Origin of the sequence: Pseudoclavibacter helvolus (genome assembly GCF_014191305.1) — a bacterium.
Lineage (GTDB): Bacteria > Actinomycetota > Actinomycetes > Actinomycetales > Microbacteriaceae > Pseudoclavibacter > Pseudoclavibacter helvolus.
This window is the reverse complement of the sequence record NZ_JACHWJ010000002.1, coordinates 426,294-446,807: the sequence shown is the minus strand read 5'-3', so window position 1 is coordinate 446,807 and position 20,514 is coordinate 426,294. Positions and strand designations below refer to the sequence as shown.

The following is a 20,514-nucleotide window of genomic DNA, read 5'->3' as shown; positions in this document are numbered from 1 at the left end:
CTCCAATGGTTCGCATCGCGCTGGACCCGACGCCGTTCCACCACGACGCCGGCTTCCTCGACTTCCCGGATATCGCAGCCCGCCTGGGCTACGAATACCTGCAGATCACTCCGCACCCCGACTTCTCGTGGTTCTTCCGCCACCCGTCGGCGGATGACGCCTACGCACTGAAGTTCAAGAAGCGCGCAGCGGATGCTGGGGTCACGATCCCCGCCATCCTGCCGGTCCAGCGCATCTCGGGCCCAGAAGAGGCGGGCCGCCTCGCGGCCGTGCGCAACTTCACACGGGTCATCGAGCTCGCCTCCCTGCTTGAGATCCCGGTCATCAACACCGAGTTCAGCGGCGAACCCTCGCAGTTCAACGAGTCGGAGGATGCTTTCCACCGTTCCATGGAGACGCTCCTGCCGATCCTCGAGCGCGAGGGCATCCAGCTGAACATCGACCCGCACCCCAACGACTTCGTCGAGGACGGCCTCGAGGGATGGCGCGTCATCCGCGGCCTCAACAGCAAGAACGTCGGCTTCGTGTACGTCGCCTCGCACACGTTCCACTACGGCGACCGGGCGACCACCCTCTTGCCCGAGCTTGGCGAGCGCCTCGGCGCGGTTTACACGGCCGACACGTTCGACCACCACCGTTCGCACGGGCTGCGCTACATCTCGAACCCTCCAGGGAACGAGGCCCGCATCCACCAGCACCTCCGCATCGGGGACGGCGACGTCGACTTCACGGAGCTCTTCACGACGCTCAAGGAGATCGGCTACCTCGACCGCCCGGACGCGCTCATCGTCTCGAACGTCTTCGCGGAAGACGAGCGGGCCGACGAGGTCTCGAAGTTTCAGCTCGAGAAGATCAGGGAGCTTGTCGCCTCCTCCTGACCCGAGTGTGGCCCCGCAGCTCTGAGCTGCGGGGCCACACTCGGCTTCGAAGAAATTGTCAGGACATATTAACATCCTGTCATTCTTCGGTTACCATCATGACACGCGTTCGCAGAAGACGCGTCTGGCAGCACCTCGCACAACCTCGCAGCATCCACGACAAGGACGTCCAAAATGGCCTCATCGCATCCGGCGGGCAACACCGCCGAGAAATCACTTCCGCCCCTCACAGCCGGACCGCACCGCTCGCGGCTCGGGCTGATCTCAATCGTCGCGTGCTTCGGCGGTCTCCTCTTCGGCTATGACACCGGTGTCATCAACGGGGCCCTGAACCCGATGACCGAAGAGCTCGGACTCACACCCTTCACCGAGGGTGTCGTCACGAGCTCCCTCGTCTTCGCAGCGGCCATCGGCGCCATCTTCTGCGGCCGCCTCTCCGACAGCTGGGGCCGCCGCAAGACGATCATCATGCTCGCCGTGCTGTTCTTCCTCGGCACGCTCGTCGTCGTCTTCACGCCGAACTTCGAAGTTCTGGTCGTCGGCCGCATCCTCCTGGGTCTCGCCGTCGGCGGCGCGTCAACCGTCGTCCCGGTCTTCTTGGCCGAGCTGGCGCCTTACGAGATCCGCGGGTCCATCTCGGGCCGCAACGAAGCCGCCATCGTCATCGGCCAGCTCTCGGCCTTCATCATCAACGCCATCCTCGGCAACACACTCGGCCACCTCGACGGCGTCTGGCGCATCATGTTCGCCGTCTGCGCCATCCCGGCCATCTGCCTGTTCTTCGGCATGCTGCGCATGCCAGAGTCGCCCCGCTGGCTCGTCGAGAAGGGCCGCGACGCCGAGGCGCTCGAGGTCCTCAAGACGGTCCGATCCCCCGAGCGCGCAGAAGCAGAGCTCGCCCAGGTCGAGAAGGTCGCGATCGAGGAGGGGAACGAGAAGCAGGTCGGCTTCGCAGCCATCCTCAAGAACAAGTGGCTCCTCCGCATCCTCCTCGTCGGCATCGGACTCGGTGTCGCCCAGCAGCTCACGGGCATCAACTCGATCATGTACTACGGCCAGATCGTGCTCATCGAGTCTGGCTTCGACTCGAGCGCCGCGCTCATCGCCAACATCGCCCCCGGCATCATCGCCGTGGTCGGTGCGTTCATCGCACTCTCCTACATGGACAAGTTCGACCGCCGCAAGACGTTCATCATCGGCTTCACACTGACAACGATCTGCCACCTGCTCATCGGCCTGTCCTCGATGCTGCTCGAGGTCGGCAACCCGCTGCGCCCTTGGGTCATCCTGTTCCTCGTCGTCGCGTTCGTCGGGTCGATGCAGACGTTCCTGAACGTGGCCGTCTGGGTCTACCTGTCCGAAGTGTTCCCGCTGCACATGCGCGGCATTGGCATGGGCGTCTCGATCTTCTTCCTCTGGGTCGCGAACGGCTTCCTGTCGTTGTACTTCCCCTCGCTCGTCGACGGGATGGGCATCACTGGAACCTTCTTCCTGTTCGGCGCGCTGAACGTGATCGCACTCATCTTCGTGGCGACGCAGATCCCCGAGACTCGCGGCCGCACGCTCGAGTCGCTGGATGAGGACGTCACGACCGGAGCGATCTTCCTCCCGACTGCGAAGTAGGAGTTCGGACCTTCCAACAACGAGCGCTGGGCTTGGCCACTTCGGCCGAGCCCAGCGCTCGTTGGGTCTTGCTCAGCGCAAGCTCGCAGATTGTGTAACAATCTAGCCGTGATGGCCCTCCTCCTCGTCCTCTTCGCCGCGGTCTGCTTCGGCACAACCGGCACCGCGCAGGCGCTAGGCGCCCCAGAGGTGAGCGCCCTCTCGCTGGGCTCCGCTCGACTCGCATTCGGCGGGACATTGCTTGGCCTTTGGGCTCTGATTGCCGCCCAACGCCGCCGCTCTCGTGAAGATGCCGGGATCAGGTTGCAGGCGACCGCGCTCCGCCGCCCCACCCGCACCCACCTCGTCCTCGTCCTCGTGGGTGCGCTCGGAGTGCTCCTCTACCAGCCGCTCTTCTTCGCGGGCACGGCCGGCAGCGGAGTCGCCGTCGGCACTGTGCTTGCGCTCGGTTCGGCACCGGTTCTCACCGGCCTGCTTCAGTGGGCGCTTGCGCGCCGCTTCCCCGGCCTGAGCTGGGGAGTCGCAACCGCGATCGCCATCCTCGGCGTGACGCTCATCGCAGCTGCCGGAGCGGGGGATGCGGGCGGCGCAAACCTCGGCGGCATCGCGGCCTCAATCGGCGCGGGCGCGAGCTACAGCATTTACACGCTCTCAGCCAAGGCCCTCATGAACCGAGGCTGGAGCGCCGACGGAACCATGGGCGTGGTCTTCGGAGTCGCAGGCCTCGTGAGCATCCCCCTACTCCTCCTGAGCGGCGCAGAGTGGATGCTCACCCCGACCGGGCTCGCGACCGCCGCGTGGCTCGGTATCGTCACGACTACCATCGCCTACCTCTGCTTCGGGGCGGGGCTCGCGAAGCTGCAGGCCGCGACCGTCTCGACGCTCACGCTCGCCGAACCGCTGACCGCGAGCATCCTGGGCCTCCTCGTGCTGCGCGAGCAGCTAGCGACGCTCGAGGCCCTGGGACTCGCCGTACTCGCGGCAGGCATCGTCGTGCTGGTGCTCGGCTCAACCGGCGCCCTCACGCGTCGCGGCACCAAGGCAGCGGCTCCGGCCAGTGCCGGTGGCAGCGCGAGTGTCAGTGCAAGCGCGAGCGCCAGCGCCAGTCCTGACTCGACGGATCGGGGGCAGCGATGACCGCCGCAGAGACGCCGGGCTCACCACCACGGCCGACCGCAGCCGCGAACCTGGCCACAACCCTCCGCGAACGAATTCTCGAGGGGCGCTACGCCCGCGGCCAGTCCCTCCGCGAAGAGCATCTCGCCGCCGAGTTTGGACTCTCACGGCACACGGTGCGCACTGCACTGGCCGCGCTCGCCGCGGAACGCCTTGTCCACTCTGCGCCGTACAAGGGGGTCGAGGTCACGAAGCTCGACGACGCCGAGATCCGCGCCATGCAGGATCTCAGGTGCGCCCTCGAGTCCGAGGCCGTGCGCATCCTGAACACGAGACACCCGCAGGGATGGCCGGAAAAGGTGCGGGCGCCCGTGCTCGCAGAGATCGAACGGCTCCGAGCGCTCGAAGCACGAGACCAGGAGTCCTGGCGTCTGCTCGAGACCGCCCATGCGTCGGTGCACCAGGCAATCATCGATGCGGCCGCGAGCCCGAGGATCAGCGAGGCCGCCCGCTCACTGGAAAGCGAAGTGCGCCTGCTGCTCGCGGGGGCGCACGAGCATTACGGCGCTGCGGGCCTCGCCGATGATCACGAGGACTACCTGCGTCTGCTCGAGCGCGAGGGCCCAGCCGCCGTCCGCGCCCACCTCGATGCCCTCACGGCGCACTTGCTGTCGCCCAACCTGCCGCACCCAGCGAACTAGCGCCTAGCGCCCGACGCCTAGTGCCTAGCGCCTAGCGCCTTACTGAGAAGTCAGCCAGATACACGCTGATTTTCTCGCCAGGGTGGTTTTGGCTCACTGTTGCGCACCAAGCGACAGCGACAGCGGGAGCAGGCGCAGCGCAGACGCCGAACGGGCGGGCCGATTGCTCGGACCGCCCGTTCGGGGATACTGCGTGTCTGCCGCTGACTACTGGCCGGACGACCAGCTGGCGCGACGCGAGCCGCGCTCGCCGCCGCGTGACGGCGATGCGGGCGAGGAGGTGCCTGCACGACGCGGGCGACCCTCACCGCGGCGCTGACCCTGAGCCGCCCCCTCGCCAGCCTGTCCGCGCGCTGGACGCGACGCAGACGAGCCCTGCGAGGAAGACGAGGCTGCACGACCGCGGCCACCGCCGCCGCCGTTGCCGGAGCCACCACGCGCAGAACCGCCACGTGCAGGGGCAGCGTCACGCTTGCGGCGCGCGTTGGCGCCCTGCGACGTGCCACGGCCCTGATTGACCTCGACGTTGCCGGATCCCGGTCCGCCCGGAACGGGGCGCACGGTCGGGGCGACCTCGCCGACGAGCTCGGCCACGAAGGGCGAGTTGACGTTCGCGCGCTGCGGCGTGACACCGATCTTCGCGCGACGGAGGAGCATCTCCGTGTCCTTGCGCTGGCTCGGGAGCATGAGCGTGACGACGTCACCCTCGGAGCCGGCGCGTGCCGTGCGGCCGGAGCGGTGGAGGTACGCCTTGTGCTCGGCGGGCGGGTCGACGTGCACGACCAGCTCGATCGCGTCGACGTGGACGCCGCGGGCGGCGACGTCGGTCGCGACGAGCACGTTGACTTCACCGCCGGAGAAGGCTGCGAGGTTGCGGTCGCGGGCATTCTGCGAGAGGTTGCCGTGCAGGTCGACTGCCGGGATGCCTGACGCCGTGAGCTGCTTCGCGAGCTTCTTCGCCTGGTGCTTGGTGCGCATGAACATGATGCGACGACCCTTGCCGCTCGCGAGAGCGTGCACAAGCGCGGTCTTCGCCTCAGGCGTCTCCGCCTCGTAGACGTGGTGCGTCATGGCGGCGACGTGCGAGTTGGACTCGTCGACCGAGTGCAGGATCGGGTCGTTGAGGAACTTCTTGACGAGCTTGTCCACGCCGTTGTCGAGCGTGGCGGAGAAGAGGAGGCGCTGCCCGCTCTGCGGGGTGGCGTTCATGATGCGCGTGACGACGGGCAGGAAGCCGAGGTCGGCCATGTGGTCGGCCTCGTCGAGGACGGTGACCTCGATGGCGTCGAGGTTCACGATGCGCTGCTTCATGAGGTCGTCGAGGCGGCCAGGGCAGGCCACGACGATGTCGACGCCGTTGCGGAACGCGGTCTCCTGCGGGCGCTGTGAGACGCCGCCGAAGACGGTCGTCACGGTGAGGCCGGCAGCCTTGGCGAGGGGCTCGATGACCGCGGCGACCTGAGTCGCGAGTTCGCGCGTCGGGAGCAGCACGAGGCCGAGCGGGCGGCCCGGGCGGCGCTTGCCACCGGAAACCGCGCCAGCAAGGCGTGCGACGAGCGGGATGGCGAAGGCGAGGGTCTTGCCCGAGCCGGTCTTGCCGCGGCCGAGCACGTCGCGCCCAGCGAGGGTGCTGGGGAGCGTCGACTGCTGGATGGGGAATGCTTCGTGCTTGCCTGCTGCATCGAGCACGCTCACGAGCGACTTGGGGACGCCGAGTTCGGCGAAAGTTGAGGTTGTTTCCGTCATATGGAGGTGTTGCCTTTCAATCGGCACGCAGAGAACGCACAACACTCGTGTGCTGCGCTCTTGCGGCGATGATGCGGGCGAATGTGCCCGTTCGCCGCAACTCGTGAAATCGTGCCGAGGCAGAAAAGGTGCCCTCGAACAACAAACGGTACGACGATTGTGGGAAATAGGACCCACAAGCTGTCGACCCTAGCACGTCGCTTCGATCCCAACCAGATGGCAGGCCTGCGGATGAGGGTTTCGGCGGTCATTCAGGACGCATTTATTAGAATCACCCTGCGCATGCACAGGGCGGCCACCTATCGCCCATGCCTGAGAAACGGTGACGAGATGAGCAGAGACCTGACGACGATCGTCTGCGACGGCTTCCGAGCCGCGTTCGATCGCGAGCCCCTCGGAGTCTGGTCGGCGCCGGGCCGGGTCAGCATCATGGGCGACCACACCGATCTGCAGGACGGGGTCGGCTACGCCTGCGCGATCCCCCTCCGCTCGAGCGCCGCGATCGCTCCGCGCGAGGACGGGCGCATCCGCATCGTCACGGACCTCTCGACGGACGAGGCCGTGACCGACTTGCGGTCCATCTCCTCCGAGATCCCAACTCAGGACTGGCGCGCTTACCCCCTCGGAGCCGTGGCCAGCATGCTCCGCTTCGCACGCGAGAACCCGCCAGAGGGCACGCGAGGCGACGGTGACGAGACCGACCCTGGGGTTCCCTTCTTCCTCGGAACGGGCCTCGAGATCTTCCTCACGACGGATATCCCGATCGGGGCAGGACTCGCCTCTTCGGCATCCATCTGCGCGACGATCAGCACTGCACTCAACGATTTCTGGGGCCTCGGCATGAACGTCGAGGAACTCGCTGAGGTCGGACGCCAAACGGAGGCCGACATCGTCGGCGCGCCAGGCGGCTTGACCGACCACATCACCGTGCACGCGGCGCGAAGTGACGAGGACGTCTTCTTCGACGCGCGTGGCTCCGACGTCTCGATCCTCGCCGCGACGAGTTCGGCGGAATCGGGCCTCGCCCGCGTGCTCATCGACACCAAGGAGTCGCACCGAAACTGGTCGGCCGAGTTCGCGACACGGGCCGGCGACTGCGCGAGGGCCGCGGAGGTTCTCGGCTTTCAGACACTTCGAGAAGTTCGGCCCGCCGAGCTCGACGCCGCTGCAGACAAGCTCGACGAGGTTGTGTTCCGTCGCGCGAGGCACGTCGTCTCCGAGATCGCGCGCACGCTCGAATTCACGAAGCTGATGCGAACCGGCGAGTCCCCCGAGGAACGGAATCACCTGCTCGCGGCGTCACAGACCTCGCTGCGCGAGGACTTCGAGGTCTCCACGGCCCGAATCGACTTCACGGTCGAGCTGGCGACCTACCTCGGCGCGGCGAGTGCGCGTATGACCGGCACGGGCCTCGGAGGCTCGGTGTTTGTCATGCACCCCGTCGACAAAGTCGAAGAGCTACGCGAGAGCGTCTTGAGCGCCTACGCCGAGCAAGGTTGGGAGGCGCCACTTGTGCTCTCCTTCGAGCCCGAAGCCGGCGCCAGACGAGACCGCTGAGGCGCATCCCTCACGGTCGTGACATCACGACCCGCGGCGCTCAGGCTGAGCGCTTCGCGAACGCCGTCGACCCGCGAACGGTGAGCGTCGGCTGGATGAGCCTGCGGACTCCCCCAAGCTCACCCGTGGCGGTCGCCTCGCCCGTAACGGTCGCCTCGCCCGAACTCGGCAGCCGCCGCTCGATACGAGCCAGGAGGAGTTCCGCCGCGACCCGTCCGACGTCGGCGCTCCGGTCGTCGACGGACGTGAGCGACAGGTGGTCGGCACCCGCGAGGTGAGAGTCGTCGTAGCCGACGATCGACACGTCGGCAGGCACGCGCATCCCGAGCTCGTCGAGCGTCCCGAGCACGCCGAGCGCCATGACGTCGTTCGCCGCGAAGATCGCGGTCGTCTCTGGCCAGCGTTCGAACAGCTCACGCGATGCCCGACGACCTTCATCCTGGTCGGTCACGCCGGACCCCCCGACGATTCGCGGCTCAAGCCCCGCCTCCACCATCGCCGCCTCATAGGCGCTGCGCCGTAGCTCAGCCGCGCGACCGCTTCCCGTGACGTGGCCGATCTTGGTGTGTCCGAGCGCTCGCAGGTGCTCGACAGCCAGGCGGCCCCCCGCCTCGTCATCGTTGGCCACGAGGTCCGCCCCGACCGGAACCGTCGCCCGGTTCCCCGCGACGACGGTCGGCACCGGGAAGCCCTCCACCGGCACCGCGTCGACGTCGCCGCCGATGACAAGACCTTCGACTCCGGCCGCCAGGAAGCCGCTGATCGGGGACTGCTCGAGGTGTGCGTTCAGGTTCGCATCTGCGACAGTCACGTGGAAGCCGGGCCCGTTGAGGACCTCCTGCATCCCCTCGAGGAGGTCGACGAACCACGGGTTCCTGAAGTCGTCGATCATGACGCCGATCGCGCGCGTCCGATTCCCTGCGAGTGCCGTCGCCGCCCGGCTCGGCAGATAGCCAAGCTCCTGGATGGCGGCGCGAACGGCTGCGCGCTTCTCGTCGCTCACCCGGGTCGAGTTCTGCAGCACAAGTGAGACGAGCGATTTGGAAACCCCGGCCCTCTCGGCGACGTCGTAGATCGTCGGTCGCTTCTGGCGAGGGGATGCAGGCATTCGACACTCCGGAGAACTTGTGTTTGACAGGACATTCTTTCATGACCTACCTTCCAGTGTAGCGCTCCAACACCGTCGTCGGTCGCCTGCGCTCACCCACCACAGCTCTCGCAGAACTACAGGAGAACCAATGTCCAAGTCACTGGGCGTCGCCGTCATCGGCGCAGGCATGGCCGGGCGCGCACACGCCGCGGCCTACCGCGTTGCATCCACCCTCTACAGCCCCACGCTGCCTGAGATCCGCCTCGTCTCCATCGGCGACGTCAACCCGGAGTTCGGCGCCCTCGCCGCCAAGCGCTTCGGCTACGAGCGCACCGACTCGTCCTGGCAGGCCATCGCGGCCGCCGACGACATCGACGTCGTGAGCGTCGTCATCGCGAACTCGCTGCACCGCGAGGTCGTCGAGGGACTCCTCGCGGCCGGCAAGCACGTGCTCTGCGAGAAGCCGCTCAGCGACTCCATCGAGGACGCCTACGCCATGGCAGAGGCCGCCGAGCGCGCCGAATCCATCGCTCGCGTCGGCTTCACGTTCCGCCGCACGCCGGGCATCGCATACATCCGCCAGCTCATCCAGGACGGAACGCTCGGCGAAGTGCTCCACTTCAGCGGCCGCTACTGGACCGACTACGCCTCCAGCCCCACAGCACCCATGAGCTGGCGCTTCAAGGGTGGTGCCGGCACTGGTGCACTTGCCGACGTCGGCAGCCACCTGGCCTACGTCGCGGAGTTCCTGTGCGGCGACATCCAGGAGATCAGCGGCGGCCGACTCAGCACTGTCATCACCGAGCGCCCCCTGCCGCTCGGCGCAGTGCTCGGCCACGATCACGCCGCCGTCAGCGACACCTTCGAACCCGTCGAAAACGATGACTACGCAGCCTTCTCGGCGAAGTTCGAGCACGGCGTCGGCGGCTTCGAGGTCTCCCGCGTCGCCCCGGGCCACGCCAACAGTCTCATCTTCGAGGTCTTCTGCGAGAACGGTGCCGCGCGCTTCGACCAGCGCCGCCCCGCCGAGATCGAGCTCTTCCTCAAGACCGGTGAAGGCACCCAGAACGGCTACCGCCAGGTCATCCTCGGCCCGGAGCACCCCTACATCGGCGGCGGCCTCGCCATGGATGCGCCGAGCGTGGGTTTCGGCCAGAACGATGCTTTTGCCTATCAGGCGCGCTCGTTCCTCGAAGAGGTTGCCGGCGTACCGGAAGCCGAGGCACTCCCCCGCTGCGCCACGTTCGCAGAGGGCATCCACAACATGGAACTGCTCGGCGCAGTTGCCGAGTCGGCTGCGGCCGGCGGCGCGACGGTCACGATCGACTCCTCGACCACGATCTCCGCGAAGGCAGGTTCCTGATGCGTCTCGGCGTCTACAACGCGATCCTCCACGACCGGTCGCTGCCTGAGGCGATCAAGGTCATCGCCGACCTCGGGCTCACGGGAATCGAGCTCAACTCGGGCGGCTTCCTCCCTGCAACCCACATCCCGAACTTCGACGAGATCCTCGAGAGCGACGAGGCGCGGGATGCGTTCCTCGCCCAGTTCGAGGGCACGGGCGTCTCGATCGCCGGGCTCAACTGCAACGGCAACCCGCTGCACCCAGACCGGGCGATCGGCGAGAAGCACGCGGAGGACATCCGCCGCTCGATCCGCCTCGCGGCTCGACTCGGCCAGGACCGCGTCGTCACAATGTCGGGCCTCCCCGGGGGCGAGCCAGGAGCTTCGACCGTGAACTGGGTGGTCAACGCCTGGAACTCGGCTGCACTCGACGTCATCGACTACCAACTGGACGTTGCGGCGAAGTTCTGGGCCGAGATCGACGAACTCGCCCGCGAGCACGGCGTGAAGGTGGCACTCGAACTTCACCCGCAGAACGTGGCCTTCAACCCGGCGAACTTCCGCGAGCTCATTGAGCGGGCCGGTACGACCAACATCGGTGTCGAGCTCGACGCCTCGCACCTCTTCTGGCAGCAGATGGACCCGGTCGCCGTGGTCCGCGACCTCGGCAAGTGGGTCTTCCACGCGGCCGCCAAGGACGTTCGAGTCAACCCCGCCGCCGCGATCTACGGTGTGCTCGACAACCAGTTCCGCAAGCTCTCGGCCGACGAGCCGCGCACCAACCTCGGTGGCGACGAGTGGGCCAACGAGTGGCCGAAGAACTCCGCGTGGGACTTCGTCGCCCTCGGACGCGGCCACGACACGGAGTTCTGGACGGAGTTCCTGCGCGCGCTCCACGAGGTCGACCCGGAGATGTGGGTCAACATCGAACACGAGGACACTTCGCTTAGACGTATCGAAGGCCTCGAGGTGGCGGCGAAAGTCCTCGCCGACGCCGACGCCGCGCTCAAAGCGTCGCTCTGACCCCAGATTTGGGCGCGACTCTTCTGCGAGAGCCCCGCGCCCGACCACCAGGGCCGCATCCCTTTGGACGCGGCCCTTTGTGGTTCCCGTCCACCTACATCATTTGTTAGGACATTAGGACTTTTAACGCTAGGCTGACAGCACAGACAACGCACGTCACACCTCGACCACAAGGACACCGCACCATGCCTCTCGTACGCATCGACGTCAATGCCGGCCGCACGCCTGAGCAGATCTCCGCCATCGCCGACGCTATCCACGACGCCATCGTCGCGGAGTACGGCATCCCGGCACGCGACCGCTTCCAGATCATCACCGAGCACCAGGGCGGCCAGATCATCGCTCAGGATGCTGGTCTCGGCTTCGACCGCTCGTCCGGCGTCGTCATGATTCAGATCTTCACGCAGCGCGGGCGCACCACGGAAGCCAAGCAGGCACTCTACGCGCGCATCGCCGAGGCGCTCGGCACCCAGGGCGTGGAGGGCAACGACGTCTTCATCGGCTACGTCGAGAACGGGCCAGAGGACTGGACCTTCGGCTTCGGTCGCGCGCAGTACCTGACCGGCGAGCTCGCGGTGCCGAACCGCGCGTAGTACCCGCCGTACAAGACAGGAACGCCCACGGCAGAGCCGTGGGCGTTCCTGTGTGCGGAGACAGAGATCAGCGGTGCGGAGCCAGAGATCAGCGCTCGACGAGCGTGATCTCGAACGTGTAGAGGTCTGGGCGATAGCAGTGGCGTCCGTACTCCACGGCGCGCCCCGCAGCATCAAATGCAACGCGCGACATCGTGAGCACCGCGGCCCCACCGGAGAGGTCGAGCAGTCGCTCCTCTTCGCGGGACGCAGCCCTCGCGCCAATGCGCTGCTTGGCGACGCGCATGGTCACACCCCTGGCGCGCAGCAGCTGGTAGAGACCGTGCTCCACAAGTTCGTCCTCGGTGAGCTCAACGAATGGCTCGGGCAGCACATTGTCGAGGATCGCGAGTGGAACACCGTCGGCACTCCGCAAGCGCGAGATGTGCAGCGTCGGACTTCCCACCTCGATACCGAGGGTCTCGGCGAGCTCAGGCGTGGCCGCCTCCACGCGACGGGAGAGCAGCGTCGTGGTCGGCTTCTGCGCGGAGCGCTCGAGGTCCTCGAAGAGGCTCGTCAGCTCGACGTTGCGGGTGACGGGGCCGTGCACCACCTGCGTGCCGACACCGCGACGACGCACGAGAAGGCCCTTGTCGACCAGCTCCTGGATTGCCCGGCGAACGGTCGGGCGCGAGAGCCCAAGCCTGTGGCCCAGCGAGATCTCGTTCTCGAGCTTTGAACCCGCCGGCAGCGTGTCGTCGCGGATGGCCTTCTCGATGCGCTCCGAGACCTGGTGGTAGAGGGGTACCGGGCTCGAACGATCGATGCCGACGAAGAGCCCGAGCGGGAGTCGGGCCTCGCCTGTTGCTGCAGCTTCATTGCTCAATGGCGCACTCCTCAAACGGCTTGATGACGTGACAAGAGTACCTGTCCCCGCGTGGACGACGAGGGGCGCCTTCGGAGTGGCGTTCATTCACACGAACCACACCCGTCACACCGGTGAGGTCACGAGGCGAAACAACGGGTCCCGTATCCCTCAATTCTCTTGATCTTCAGCGAACTGTCGGCTTAACATCACCGAACCCCCAGACCTTCAGGAGAACTCATGCGACTCCGCACAGCCCTCGCCGCAGGGGCAACATCGGTCCTGCTTCTCGGAGTCGGAGTCGGCGCCGCCGCCGCTTCACCCGGGCAGACCGTCACTGACCTCTCGGCACAGACCCCGGAAGACCTCGTAGCGACCCTTGTCGGTGACGAGACCGCAGTCTCAAACGTCGTCTACACAGGAGATGCCCTCGCGGCCGGCACCTACTCGGGATTCACTGACCTCGGTGTCGAGAGCGGCATCGCGCTGACAACGGGAACCGCCGGCGAAGGCGGGGCGCTCTTGGGCCCAAACAGCGACGACTCGACGAGCGCGTCACGCGGCCTTCCAGGAGACGCCGACCTCGACGCGATCGTCGAGGGCGAGACCCGAGACGCCTCCGTGCTTGAGTTCGACTTCGTGCCCACAGAAGACAACATCGCGTTCTCCTACGTCTTCGGCTCCGAGGAGTACCAGGAGTTCGTCGACACGGACTACAACGACGTCTTCGCGTTCTTCGTCAACGGCACGAACTACGCGACGTTCGACGCCGACGGCACCAACACTGCCGTCGCGATCAACAACATCAACCACCTGCGGAACACCGAGCTCTACCGTGACAACCCGGTCGACTCCGGCTCCTTCGACACAGGCCTCGACGGGCTCACGACGGTGCTCGGTCTTTCGGCGCCCGTCCAGCAGGGCGAGAGCAACCACATCAAGCTCGTCATCGCCGACCGAGGTGATTACGCCTACGACTCCGCTGTGCTCATCCAGGCGGGCAGCTTCCGCTCGAACACCCCGCCGACCGCTGCCTCGCAGTCGCTCTCGACTGACATCGACACTCCGCTCAACATCACACTCGCGGGAACGGACGCTGAAGGCGACCCGCTGACCTACTCGGTTCTCACGCAGCCCGAGAACGGCACGCTGAGCGGCGATGGCCCGAACCTCACGTTCACGCCCGCGGAAGGGTTCGAGGGAGAGACGAGCTTCACGTTCTCCACGAACGACGGGGCGCTCGACAGCGAGGTCGCCACCGTCACCATCACGGTGAGCCCTGTCGTTGTGACACCGACTCCCTCCGTGACACCAACCGAGACGGCAACACCGACACCGACCATCACGCCTACACCGACGACAACCGCCACAGTGGTACCTCCGGTTCCGACCACGAGCCCCACCTGGACGCCGACCCCAACTGCCACCGCGACGACGCCGCCGGCACCGGGAGGCGGACTCGCCACAACGGGCGCTGACGGCTTCGCACCGACGCTCGCGATCGGCGCGGGCCTCCTGCTCGCCGCAGGCGCAACGTTGCTCCTCACGCGCCGCATGAGGAACTCCGACTAAGCGGGAACGCACGAGCCCTGGGGCGCATCCACTCGAAAGAGCGGATGCGCCCCGGGTGCATGCGCCGAAATCGGGGACACCGGCCGACGCAAACACACGGCCGACGCAAACAAACGGGGGCGCACCCAGGTGTCTGGGTGCGCCCCTCCGCTTCGTGTCTCGCTCAGATGAGCCGTTGCGAGCTAGCCGCGGCCCAGGTACTTCTGCAGCTGCTCGAGCTCAGCCTCGTTCGGCTGCCCATCGCCGGCCGCTGGCCGCCCGAATCCGGCGCCGCCGAAGGCGCCGCCCGGGCGCTTCGGGGCCGCGGCTTCTTCGACCGCCTGCTGTGCGCGCTTCGCCGGGTTGCCGCTGCGCTTGCCCTGCTGCTTCTTCTTGCCGCCCTTCGCGACAGCCTTGCGACCGCCGTGCTGACCCGGGATGGGCCCCATGCCCGGAATCTGCGGGGTGCCGCCGCGAGCGACGGTCTTCATCATCTTCGCGGCCTGTTCGAAGCGCTTGACGAGCTCGTTGACGTCAGTGACCGTGCGGCCGGAGCCACGGGCGATCCGCGCGCGACGGGAGCCGTTGAGGAGCTTGGGGTTCTGTCGCTCGGCGGTGGTCATCGACTGGATGATCGCCTCGGTGCGGACCAGCTCGCGCTCGTCGAAGTTCTCGAGCGCCTCCTTCATCTGGCCCATGCCGGGGAGCATGCCCATCATCTTCTTGAAGTTGCCAGCCTTGCGGAGCTGCTGCATCTGCTTGAGGAAGTCATCGAGCGTGAAGTTCTCAGTCGCCAGCTTGCTGGCGATCTCCATCGCCTCGTCCTCGTCAAACGCCTTCTGCGCCTGTTCGATGAGGCTGAGGATGTCACCCATGTCGAGGATGCGCTTCGCCATGCGGTCGGGGTGGAAGACCTCGAAGTCGTCGAGCCCCTCACCGGTCGACGCGTACATTATGGGGCGGCCGGTGAGCTGAGCCACCGAGAGCGCGGCACCACCACGAGCGTCACCGTCGAGCTTCGAGAGCACAACACCCGTGAAGTCGACGCCATCCTGGAACGCCTTCGCCGTCGCGACCGCGTCCTGGCCGATCATCGCGTCGATGACGAACAGCACTTCGTCCGGGTTGGTGGCGCGGCGGATGTCGGCCGCCTGCTTCATGAGTTCCTGGTCGACGCCCAGGCGGCCGGCCGTGTCGATGATGACCACGTCGTGCAGCTTGTCCTGCGCGAATCGGACGGCGTCCTTCGCGACGCGCACGGGGTCGCCGACACCGTTGCCCGGCTCGGGTGCGTAGACCTGCACGCCGGCCTGCTGGCCGACGACTTGCAGCTGCGTCACGGCATTCGGGCGCTGGAGGTCGGCCGCGACGAGGAGCGGCGTGTGCTTCTCCCCCGCGAGGCGCTTCGCGAGCTTGCCGGCAAGCGTCGTCTTACCTGCACCCTGGAGGCCGGCGAGCATGATGATCGTCGGTGGCTGCTTGGCGAACTCGATCTGCCGAGTGTCGCCGCCGAGGATGCGCACGAGCTCCTCGTTGACGATCTGCACGACCTGCTGCGCAGGGTTGAGGGCGCGGTTGACCTCGTCGCCGAGGGCACGCTCACGCACGTGCGCGGCGAAGTCCTTGACCACGGGAAGCGCGACGTCGGCTTCGAGCAGGGCGCGACGGATCTCGCGCACGGTGCCGTCGACATCGGCGGGCGTGAGCTTGCCCTTGGAGCGGAGGCCGGCGAGCGTCTGCGTCAGCCGGTCAGAGAGGTTCCCGAAAATGGCCATAGTTCGCCCATTTTAGCCGAGGTGACGGACTCTGGCGCGCGGGGTGGCCTGGGAGAAGCACAACTGCGATCATCGGGGCATGACCAGCGCAGCTCACCTGATCCTTCCGTTCGAGGGCAAGACGCCCCGCATCCACAAATCTGCATGGATAGCGCCAGGCGCCGTCATCATCGGAGACGTCGAAATCGGCCCCGATTCCTCGGTCTGGTACGGCTGCGTGCTGCGAGCGGATGTGGGCGGCCGCATCGTCATCGGAGCCAGGTCGAACCTGCAGGACGGCACGGTTGTGCACGTCGAGCATGACGTCGACACGATCATCGGCGACGACGTCACCGCTGGCCATCAGGCGCTCCTGCACGGTACGACGATCGCAAACGGGACACTCATCGGCATGAAGGCCGCCTGCCTGTCTCGGTCAGTCATCGGCACTGGCTCGCTCGTTGCGGCCGGTGCGGTGGTTTTGGAGGGGGCGAACATCCCGGATCGCGTGCTGGCAGCTGGCGTGCCGGCCAAGGTCCGTCGCGAACTGACGACTGAGGAGAGCGCGGCGTTCATCCCTCACGCGTCCGGCTACGTCGCGCTTGCGAAACGGCAGAGCCCGTCAAGCGAGGCCCCTGCACTCGGAGAGGCCCTCCCCCGCGAATAGGCTTGAAGGATGGTCCTCCTCGCAAGCATCGCCCTCCTCGTCGGCGCCGTCTTCAACGTCCTCGTCTGGCCGTCCTTCTACCGACGCGTCTCGAACGACCCTCGAGCCCGCGACGAGAACGGCCGCCCGACTCGTTTCCTCACGGTGCACGCCGTGCTCGTGCTGACGGCGCTCGTCATCGGCGTCGCGCAGGCACTCCTCGGGATCCTGCTCATGACGAGCTAGGTGTAGTTCCCCGACACGTTGTGAACAGCAATCGGCACGAGAGGCCGCAGGTCAAGCTCGGGCAGGCTGGTGGCTGCTGGTCTGAAGCGCCGCCGTGAGGCGATCGAGGGTTAGGTGGAGTGAGGCCCAGTCCATGTCAGGTGCCGCCTCATTGAGCTCGGTGAGCCAGGCGGCGTGCTCTTCGTGGACCGCCGCGAGCGTCGATTGTCCGGACGGTGTTACTGCGAACAGTCTGGACTTTTTGTGGCGCGGATTGTTCCCGTAGCGCCCGAGACCGTCGGCCACGAGTTCGTCAGCAATTCGTTGCACACCCTGGCGCTGGAGGCCGAGCGCTCGCGCGATGTCGGCGACCGTGGTGCCATCGCCCGCGCTCTGGAGCACCATTCGGCGCGCGTGCGTCTGTCCGGCAGCGGCGGCCGCTTTCTCGCCGGCGTCGCGCAGAAGCTTGTTCACGTAGACAAGCGCGTGAATCACATCGTCCACCTCTTCCACAGTTGACAATTTGTTGTCACCTTTCTTAGAGTTGCGGAGTGACAACATGTTACCAACTTCTCTCGACTGTGACGCCCGAGCTGGCTCACACCGCGTCCGACCTCACGGATCGATTGGAAAACACTCGGTGGCTTCCTGCGGGGTCCGACGACGCAGCAGCGGCATTGACCCTCCGTTTCGTCGATGCGTGGGCGCGATGGCTTGAGCAAGAACCGGGTCCATCGGATGGCCAGTCCCTGCTCATCCCGACGAGTCACGGAGAAGCGCATGTGATTCGATTCGTCGGCCACGGGAAGATACCTATCTTGCTAATCCATGGATGGCCCACGTCCTTCCTCGCGTTCCATCGCGCAATCGGGCCGGTGAGGCAGATGGCGTCGGAGGTCGTTTTGGCGATCCTTCCCGGGTTCGGCACCGCTCCGGCTCCCAAGGACGGCATGGCGATCGCCGCCATTGCCGGGGTACTCGCGGACGCGATGATGCTCCTCGGGCATTCTCGGTTTATCGTCCACGGCCAGGATTGGGGCTCAGTCGTCGCCCGGCAGATTGCGGTCAGTTTCCCTGATCGCGTAGTCGGGGTGCACGTCAGTGCGGGGCTACAAGGATTCATGGCCGACGGTCCCGCATGCGGTGACTCCTGGCGACGCCTCGGTGCCTTCGCCGACAAAGGCAGGGGCTATCTCCACTTTCAGTCGCATCGTCCCGATTTCCTGGCCGTCGGCCTGGGCGACTCGCCCGCGGGATTGCTCGCGTGGCAACTCGACAAGTATCAGCTGTGGCAGGCAAGCCTCGGTCCAGACTTCGGGCTTGGCGAAGACTTCATTCTTGCGAACGCGACCTTCTATTGGGCTGCGGGTTCAATCGGGAGCAGCATGCGCATCTACTCCGAGAACAGGGATGTTCCCGCCGCTCCACCCTCGGCGGTTCCGACCGCAGTGAGCGTGTTCGGAACCGGCGATTTCGCTTGCCGTGAGGTCTCTATGCGAGAGAACAATCTGATCGCTTGGTACGAGCATGCCGACGGCGGTCACGTCGCGGCCCTCGACGCCACTGACAGCTTCATCTCAGACCTTTCCGACTTCGTGAACCGAATGGAGACCGTGGCATGACGTCCTCAACGACCGTAGTTCTACTAGGAGGCAGCGGCCTGGGCCCGTGGGCCTGGGAACGCGTCACACCATTCTTGGAGGCGCGTGGATTTGATGTCGTCCTACCCCAACTGAGATCCACTGGCGACGACCCCACTTCGGCAACAGAGGTCACACTCTCGGACTGGGCCGAGGACCTTCTCGGCGCGCTCGAGGCGTCGAACCTCGACAACACCGTGCTCGTGGCTCACTCGTTTGCTGGCTACGTGGCCGCAGCGGCACTCGAGCGGAACCCCCGCATTGTCCGAAGAGCCATCTTTCTCGATGCTGCGCTGCCCGCCCCGAATCGTTCGTGGTTCGACGTCATGGGGCCCCAGACCAAGGCATTCATGTCGTCACTCGCAGTGGAGAGCGCCATTCCGTTCTTCACGCTGGAGCAGCTCGACCAAATCCACCCGGGACATGGGATCAGTCGAGATGACTGGGAGTGGATGGGCGCGCACATTGCCGCCCAACCAATCCGAACGTATGCGCAACCGGCAATCACGCGAGAGATTGACCCCGAGAAGACTCACCTCGACTACGTTCGGTGCGTCCGCACCACTCCACCCGTTGCAGACATCGCCGACACGACGCGTGGATGGGCCTTCCGGACCCTTGCCACTGGACACTGGCCGATGATCACCGATCCAGCCCTCACCGCCGCAGTGATCGAAGAACTGGCGACACCGTGACTACCGTCGTCCTCTTCCGAAACATGAATCTCGGCCACCCTGGCAGCCCTACAGGCGAAGAGCTACTCACGATATTCGGCGGACCTCAATCGGCCAGCATCTTTCAGACGAACGGAACAGTCCTCCTTACTGGGCCTTCCGCACGCACGCTCCTGCCGCGGGGAATTGATCGACTACGTGCCGCCGGCTACACCCAGCCCGTCGTCATCCGCACGAGCGCGGAGATCCACCAGGCCATCGAGCACGCCGCGGAACCGGACCGAGATCGCGGCGTTTACCGCACCATGGTCTCGTTCTTTGATGTCCCCTCGGTCCCGCGGGTCCAGATCCCGATGCAAAGCCGCGACCGCCTCGTCGAATTGCGCGAGCTTGAAGCCGGGGTCGCGGTCAGCTTCTGCTGGAAACCCGGCTCGAAGGCGGGAGATGTGAACAGGTTCGTGGAATCCCTCGTCAATGCTTCGGCAACCACGCGCAGCCTCGGAACACTTCGACGGCTCCTCGAACGGGTCGAATCGGACTCGGTGTGACACACGCGAACGCACCCCTCACGGCCGAAGGTAGGCGACGGCTCGTGGCCTTGGTCGTCGAACACGGATGGCCGCTCCGGCGAGCCGCCGACCGGTTCCAATGCTCACCTGCGACGGTCTCGAAATGGGTGCGGCGTCACCGAGCCGGCCTGCCGCTCACCGATCTCAGCTCACGCCCGCACAGGATGCCTCAACGCGCAGACACACATACGGAACGACGGATCATCTCGCTTCGTGCCAACAGGCGCTGGGGTCCACATCGAATCGGCTACCACCTTGGTATCCCGCGCTCCACAGTCGTACGGGTGCTGAACCGTTATCGGATGCCGCTGTTGGCGCACCTCGACCAAGCCACCGGCCTCCCAGTCCGCGCGGCGAAGCCAATTCGCTACGAGAAGTCAGCTCCCGGTGAACTCGTCCACATCGACATCAAGAAGCTCGGACGCATCCCTGACGGCGGAGGCCATCGCGTGCTCGGCCGAAAGGCCGGCGCGCGGAACAACAAGAAGCAGGGACGGGGCTATGCCTACCTCCACCATGCCGTCGATGACCATTCGCGGCTGGCCTATTCCGAGATCCTCAGCGATGAGCGCAAAGAAACAGCCGCAGCGTTCTGGCCGCGGGCTCGAGTGTTCTTCGAGCGCGCGGGCATCCAGGTCACAGCGGTGATGACAGATAACGGCTCCTGCTACCGGTCAAGTGCTTTCGCGACGGCGCTTGGCGAGATCAAGCATCGCCGCACCCGTCCATACCGGCCACAGACAAACGGAAAGGTCGAGCGATTCAATCGGACACTCGCGGCTGAGTGGGCCTACGCGGCCGCCTACGACTCCGACGAAGCTCGCGCGGTGGACTACCCGCGCTGGCTGCACCACTACAACCATCACCGCCCCCACTCGGGAATCGGCGGGGCGGTCCCTGCGGCTCGCGTTCACAACGTGTCGGGGAACTACAGCTAGGG

Annotated in this window: 19 protein-coding genes and 1 pseudogene; 15 read left to right on the top strand and 5 right to left on the bottom strand. The window is 66.2% G+C overall.

Annotated elements, in window-relative coordinates; all coding sequences use genetic code 11:
* The first annotated feature begins 5 nt into the window (after positions 1–5).
* From FHX72_RS08960 to FHX72_RS08945, 4 genes and pseudogenes are all read left to right on the top strand, one after another.
* On the top strand, positions 6–878 hold the full coding sequence (locus FHX72_RS08960) for a sugar phosphate isomerase/epimerase family protein (RefSeq protein ID WP_068484227.1): 873 nt from the start codon (positions 6–8) through the stop codon (positions 876–878).
* 165 nt (positions 879–1,043) lie between these two features.
* A pseudogene (locus FHX72_RS08955) lies at positions 1,044–2,501 on the top strand (sugar porter family MFS transporter); the annotation flags it as partial.
* Positions 2,502–2,612: 111 nt separating this feature from the next.
* Entirely contained in the window at positions 2,613–3,638 is a 1,026-nt protein-coding gene (locus tag FHX72_RS08950; protein ID WP_221186880.1) for a DMT family transporter, read from the top strand.
* Complete coding sequence (locus tag FHX72_RS08945; RefSeq protein ID WP_068492417.1) at positions 3,635–4,318, top strand: GntR family transcriptional regulator; 684 nt, start codon at positions 3,635–3,637, stop codon at positions 4,316–4,318. Before FHX72_RS08950 ends, FHX72_RS08945 begins: the two co-directional genes overlap by 4 nt.
* A gap of 207 nt (positions 4,319–4,525) precedes the next feature.
* On the opposite strand, the gene FHX72_RS08940 is transcribed toward FHX72_RS08945, so the two are convergent.
* Positions 4,526–6,064, bottom strand: a complete 1,539-nt coding sequence (locus FHX72_RS08940; RefSeq protein WP_068492418.1) for a DEAD/DEAH box helicase — start codon at positions 6,062–6,064, stop codon at positions 4,526–4,528.
* Between the two features lie 330 nt (positions 6,065–6,394).
* On the opposite strand from FHX72_RS08940, the gene FHX72_RS08935 reads away from it, so the two are divergent.
* A complete protein-coding gene (locus tag FHX72_RS08935; protein WP_183624486.1) occupies positions 6,395–7,621 on the top strand; it encodes a galactokinase in 1,227 nt (408 codons plus the stop codon).
* 40 nt (positions 7,622–7,661) lie between these two features.
* On the opposite strand, the gene FHX72_RS08930 is transcribed toward FHX72_RS08935, so the two are convergent.
* Positions 7,662–8,729 (bottom strand): LacI family DNA-binding transcriptional regulator, encoded by a 1,068-nt coding sequence (locus tag FHX72_RS08930; protein WP_183624484.1) that lies wholly within the window; start codon positions 8,727–8,729, stop codon positions 7,662–7,664.
* A gap of 130 nt (positions 8,730–8,859) precedes the next feature.
* Between FHX72_RS08930 and FHX72_RS08925 the strand changes: the two genes are divergently transcribed.
* The 3 genes from FHX72_RS08925 (at position 8,860) to FHX72_RS08915 (ending at position 11,671) form a co-directional block, all read left to right on the top strand.
* Complete coding sequence (locus tag FHX72_RS08925; protein WP_068492423.1) at positions 8,860–10,074, top strand: Gfo/Idh/MocA family protein; 1,215 nt, start codon at positions 8,860–8,862, stop codon at positions 10,072–10,074.
* Positions 10,074–11,078, top strand: coding sequence for a sugar phosphate isomerase/epimerase family protein (locus FHX72_RS08920; protein WP_183624482.1), 1,005 nt, complete (start codon positions 10,074–10,076; stop codon positions 11,076–11,078). Before FHX72_RS08925 ends, FHX72_RS08920 begins: the two co-directional genes overlap by 1 nt.
* A 185-nt stretch (positions 11,079–11,263) precedes the next feature.
* Positions 11,264–11,671: a tautomerase family protein gene (locus FHX72_RS08915; protein WP_068484243.1), complete on the top strand. Its 408-nt coding sequence runs from the start codon at positions 11,264–11,266 to the stop codon at positions 11,669–11,671.
* Positions 11,672–11,759: 88 nt separating this feature from the next.
* Here the strand turns inward: FHX72_RS08915 and FHX72_RS08910 are convergent, their stop codons facing one another.
* Positions 11,760–12,536 carry a GntR family transcriptional regulator gene (locus tag FHX72_RS08910; protein ID WP_068484245.1) on the bottom strand — a complete coding sequence of 259 codons (777 nt, stop codon included), beginning with the start codon at positions 12,534–12,536 and terminating at the stop codon, positions 11,760–11,762.
* A 219-nt stretch (positions 12,537–12,755) separates the two neighbouring features.
* On the opposite strand from FHX72_RS08910, the gene FHX72_RS08905 reads away from it, so the two are divergent.
* Positions 12,756–14,087 carry a choice-of-anchor L domain-containing protein gene (locus tag FHX72_RS08905; protein ID WP_183624480.1) on the top strand — a complete coding sequence of 444 codons (1,332 nt, stop codon included), beginning with the start codon at positions 12,756–12,758 and terminating at the stop codon, positions 14,085–14,087.
* A 182-nt stretch (positions 14,088–14,269) separates the two neighbouring features.
* Here the strand turns inward: FHX72_RS08905 and ffh are convergent, their stop codons facing one another.
* Complete coding sequence (gene ffh / locus FHX72_RS08900; RefSeq protein ID WP_068484249.1) at positions 14,270–15,841, bottom strand: signal recognition particle protein; 1,572 nt, start codon at positions 15,839–15,841, stop codon at positions 14,270–14,272.
* 79 nt (positions 15,842–15,920) lie between these two features.
* Between ffh and FHX72_RS08895 the strand changes: the two genes are divergently transcribed.
* Positions 15,921–16,487, top strand: coding sequence for a gamma carbonic anhydrase family protein (locus FHX72_RS08895; RefSeq protein WP_183624478.1), 567 nt, complete (start codon positions 15,921–15,923; stop codon positions 16,485–16,487).
* A gap of 9 nt (positions 16,488–16,496) precedes the next feature.
* Positions 16,497–16,712 carry an SCO4848 family membrane protein gene (locus FHX72_RS08890; RefSeq protein WP_068492429.1) on the top strand — a complete coding sequence of 72 codons (216 nt, stop codon included), beginning with the start codon at positions 16,497–16,499 and terminating at the stop codon, positions 16,710–16,712.
* 51 nt (positions 16,713–16,763) lie between these two features.
* Here the strand turns inward: FHX72_RS08890 and FHX72_RS08885 are convergent, their stop codons facing one another.
* Positions 16,764–17,252 (bottom strand): MarR family winged helix-turn-helix transcriptional regulator, encoded by a 489-nt coding sequence (locus FHX72_RS08885; protein WP_183624476.1) that lies wholly within the window; start codon positions 17,250–17,252, stop codon positions 16,764–16,766.
* Between FHX72_RS08885 and FHX72_RS08880 the strand changes: the two genes are divergently transcribed.
* From FHX72_RS08880 to FHX72_RS08865, 4 genes are read left to right on the top strand one after another with little or no spacing between them, the layout of a single operon-like run.
* Positions 17,243–18,313, top strand: a complete 1,071-nt coding sequence (locus tag FHX72_RS08880; RefSeq protein WP_311198218.1) for an alpha/beta fold hydrolase — start codon at positions 17,243–17,245, stop codon at positions 18,311–18,313. The two genes, FHX72_RS08885 and FHX72_RS08880, sit on opposite strands and share 10 nt — an antisense overlap.
* Positions 18,310–19,026: an alpha/beta fold hydrolase gene (locus tag FHX72_RS08875; protein ID WP_183624472.1), complete on the top strand. Its 717-nt coding sequence runs from the start codon at positions 18,310–18,312 to the stop codon at positions 19,024–19,026. Before FHX72_RS08880 ends, FHX72_RS08875 begins: the two co-directional genes overlap by 4 nt.
* On the top strand, positions 19,023–19,553 hold the full coding sequence (locus tag FHX72_RS08870; RefSeq protein WP_183624470.1) for a DUF1697 domain-containing protein: 531 nt from the start codon (positions 19,023–19,025) through the stop codon (positions 19,551–19,553). Before FHX72_RS08875 ends, FHX72_RS08870 begins: the two co-directional genes overlap by 4 nt.
* Positions 19,550–20,512 carry an IS481 family transposase gene (locus tag FHX72_RS08865; RefSeq protein ID WP_183624468.1) on the top strand — a complete coding sequence of 321 codons (963 nt, stop codon included), beginning with the start codon at positions 19,550–19,552 and terminating at the stop codon, positions 20,510–20,512. Before FHX72_RS08870 ends, FHX72_RS08865 begins: the two co-directional genes overlap by 4 nt.
* Positions 20,513–20,514 lie beyond the last annotated feature (2 nt).

What these genes read in the sequence shown, in the direction of transcription:
- FHX72_RS08905 (WP_183624480.1), top strand. Translation starts at nt 12,756, where the DNA reads ATGCGACTCCGCACAGCCCTCGCCGCAGGGGCAACATCGGTCCTGCTT.
- FHX72_RS08940 (WP_068492418.1), bottom strand. Translation starts at nt 6,064, where the DNA reads ATGACGGAAACAACCTCAACTTTCGCCGAACTCGGCGTCCCCAAGTCG.
- FHX72_RS08945 (WP_068492417.1), top strand. Translation starts at nt 3,635, where the DNA reads ATGACCGCCGCAGAGACGCCGGGCTCACCACCACGGCCGACCGCAGCC.
- FHX72_RS08960 (WP_068484227.1), top strand. Translation starts at nt 6, where the DNA reads ATGGTTCGCATCGCGCTGGACCCGACGCCGTTCCACCACGACGCCGGC.
- FHX72_RS08885 (WP_183624476.1), bottom strand. Translation starts at nt 17,252, where the DNA reads ATGTTGTCACTCCGCAACTCTAAGAAAGGTGACAACAAATTGTCAACT.
- FHX72_RS08875 (WP_183624472.1), top strand. Translation starts at nt 18,310, where the DNA reads ATGACGTCCTCAACGACCGTAGTTCTACTAGGAGGCAGCGGCCTGGGC.
- FHX72_RS08950 (WP_221186880.1), top strand. Translation starts at nt 2,613, where the DNA reads ATGGCCCTCCTCCTCGTCCTCTTCGCCGCGGTCTGCTTCGGCACAACC.
- FHX72_RS08925 (WP_068492423.1), top strand. Translation starts at nt 8,860, where the DNA reads ATGTCCAAGTCACTGGGCGTCGCCGTCATCGGCGCAGGCATGGCCGGG.
- FHX72_RS08935 (WP_183624486.1), top strand. Translation starts at nt 6,395, where the DNA reads ATGAGCAGAGACCTGACGACGATCGTCTGCGACGGCTTCCGAGCCGCG.
- FHX72_RS08930 (WP_183624484.1), bottom strand. Translation starts at nt 8,729, where the DNA reads ATGCCTGCATCCCCTCGCCAGAAGCGACCGACGATCTACGACGTCGCC.
- ffh (WP_068484249.1), bottom strand. Translation starts at nt 15,841, where the DNA reads ATGGCCATTTTCGGGAACCTCTCTGACCGGCTGACGCAGACGCTCGCC.
- FHX72_RS08890 (WP_068492429.1), top strand. Translation starts at nt 16,497, where the DNA reads ATGGTCCTCCTCGCAAGCATCGCCCTCCTCGTCGGCGCCGTCTTCAAC.
- FHX72_RS08895 (WP_183624478.1), top strand. Translation starts at nt 15,921, where the DNA reads ATGACCAGCGCAGCTCACCTGATCCTTCCGTTCGAGGGCAAGACGCCC.
- FHX72_RS08920 (WP_183624482.1), top strand. Translation starts at nt 10,074, where the DNA reads ATGCGTCTCGGCGTCTACAACGCGATCCTCCACGACCGGTCGCTGCCT.
- FHX72_RS08915 (WP_068484243.1), top strand. Translation starts at nt 11,264, where the DNA reads ATGCCTCTCGTACGCATCGACGTCAATGCCGGCCGCACGCCTGAGCAG.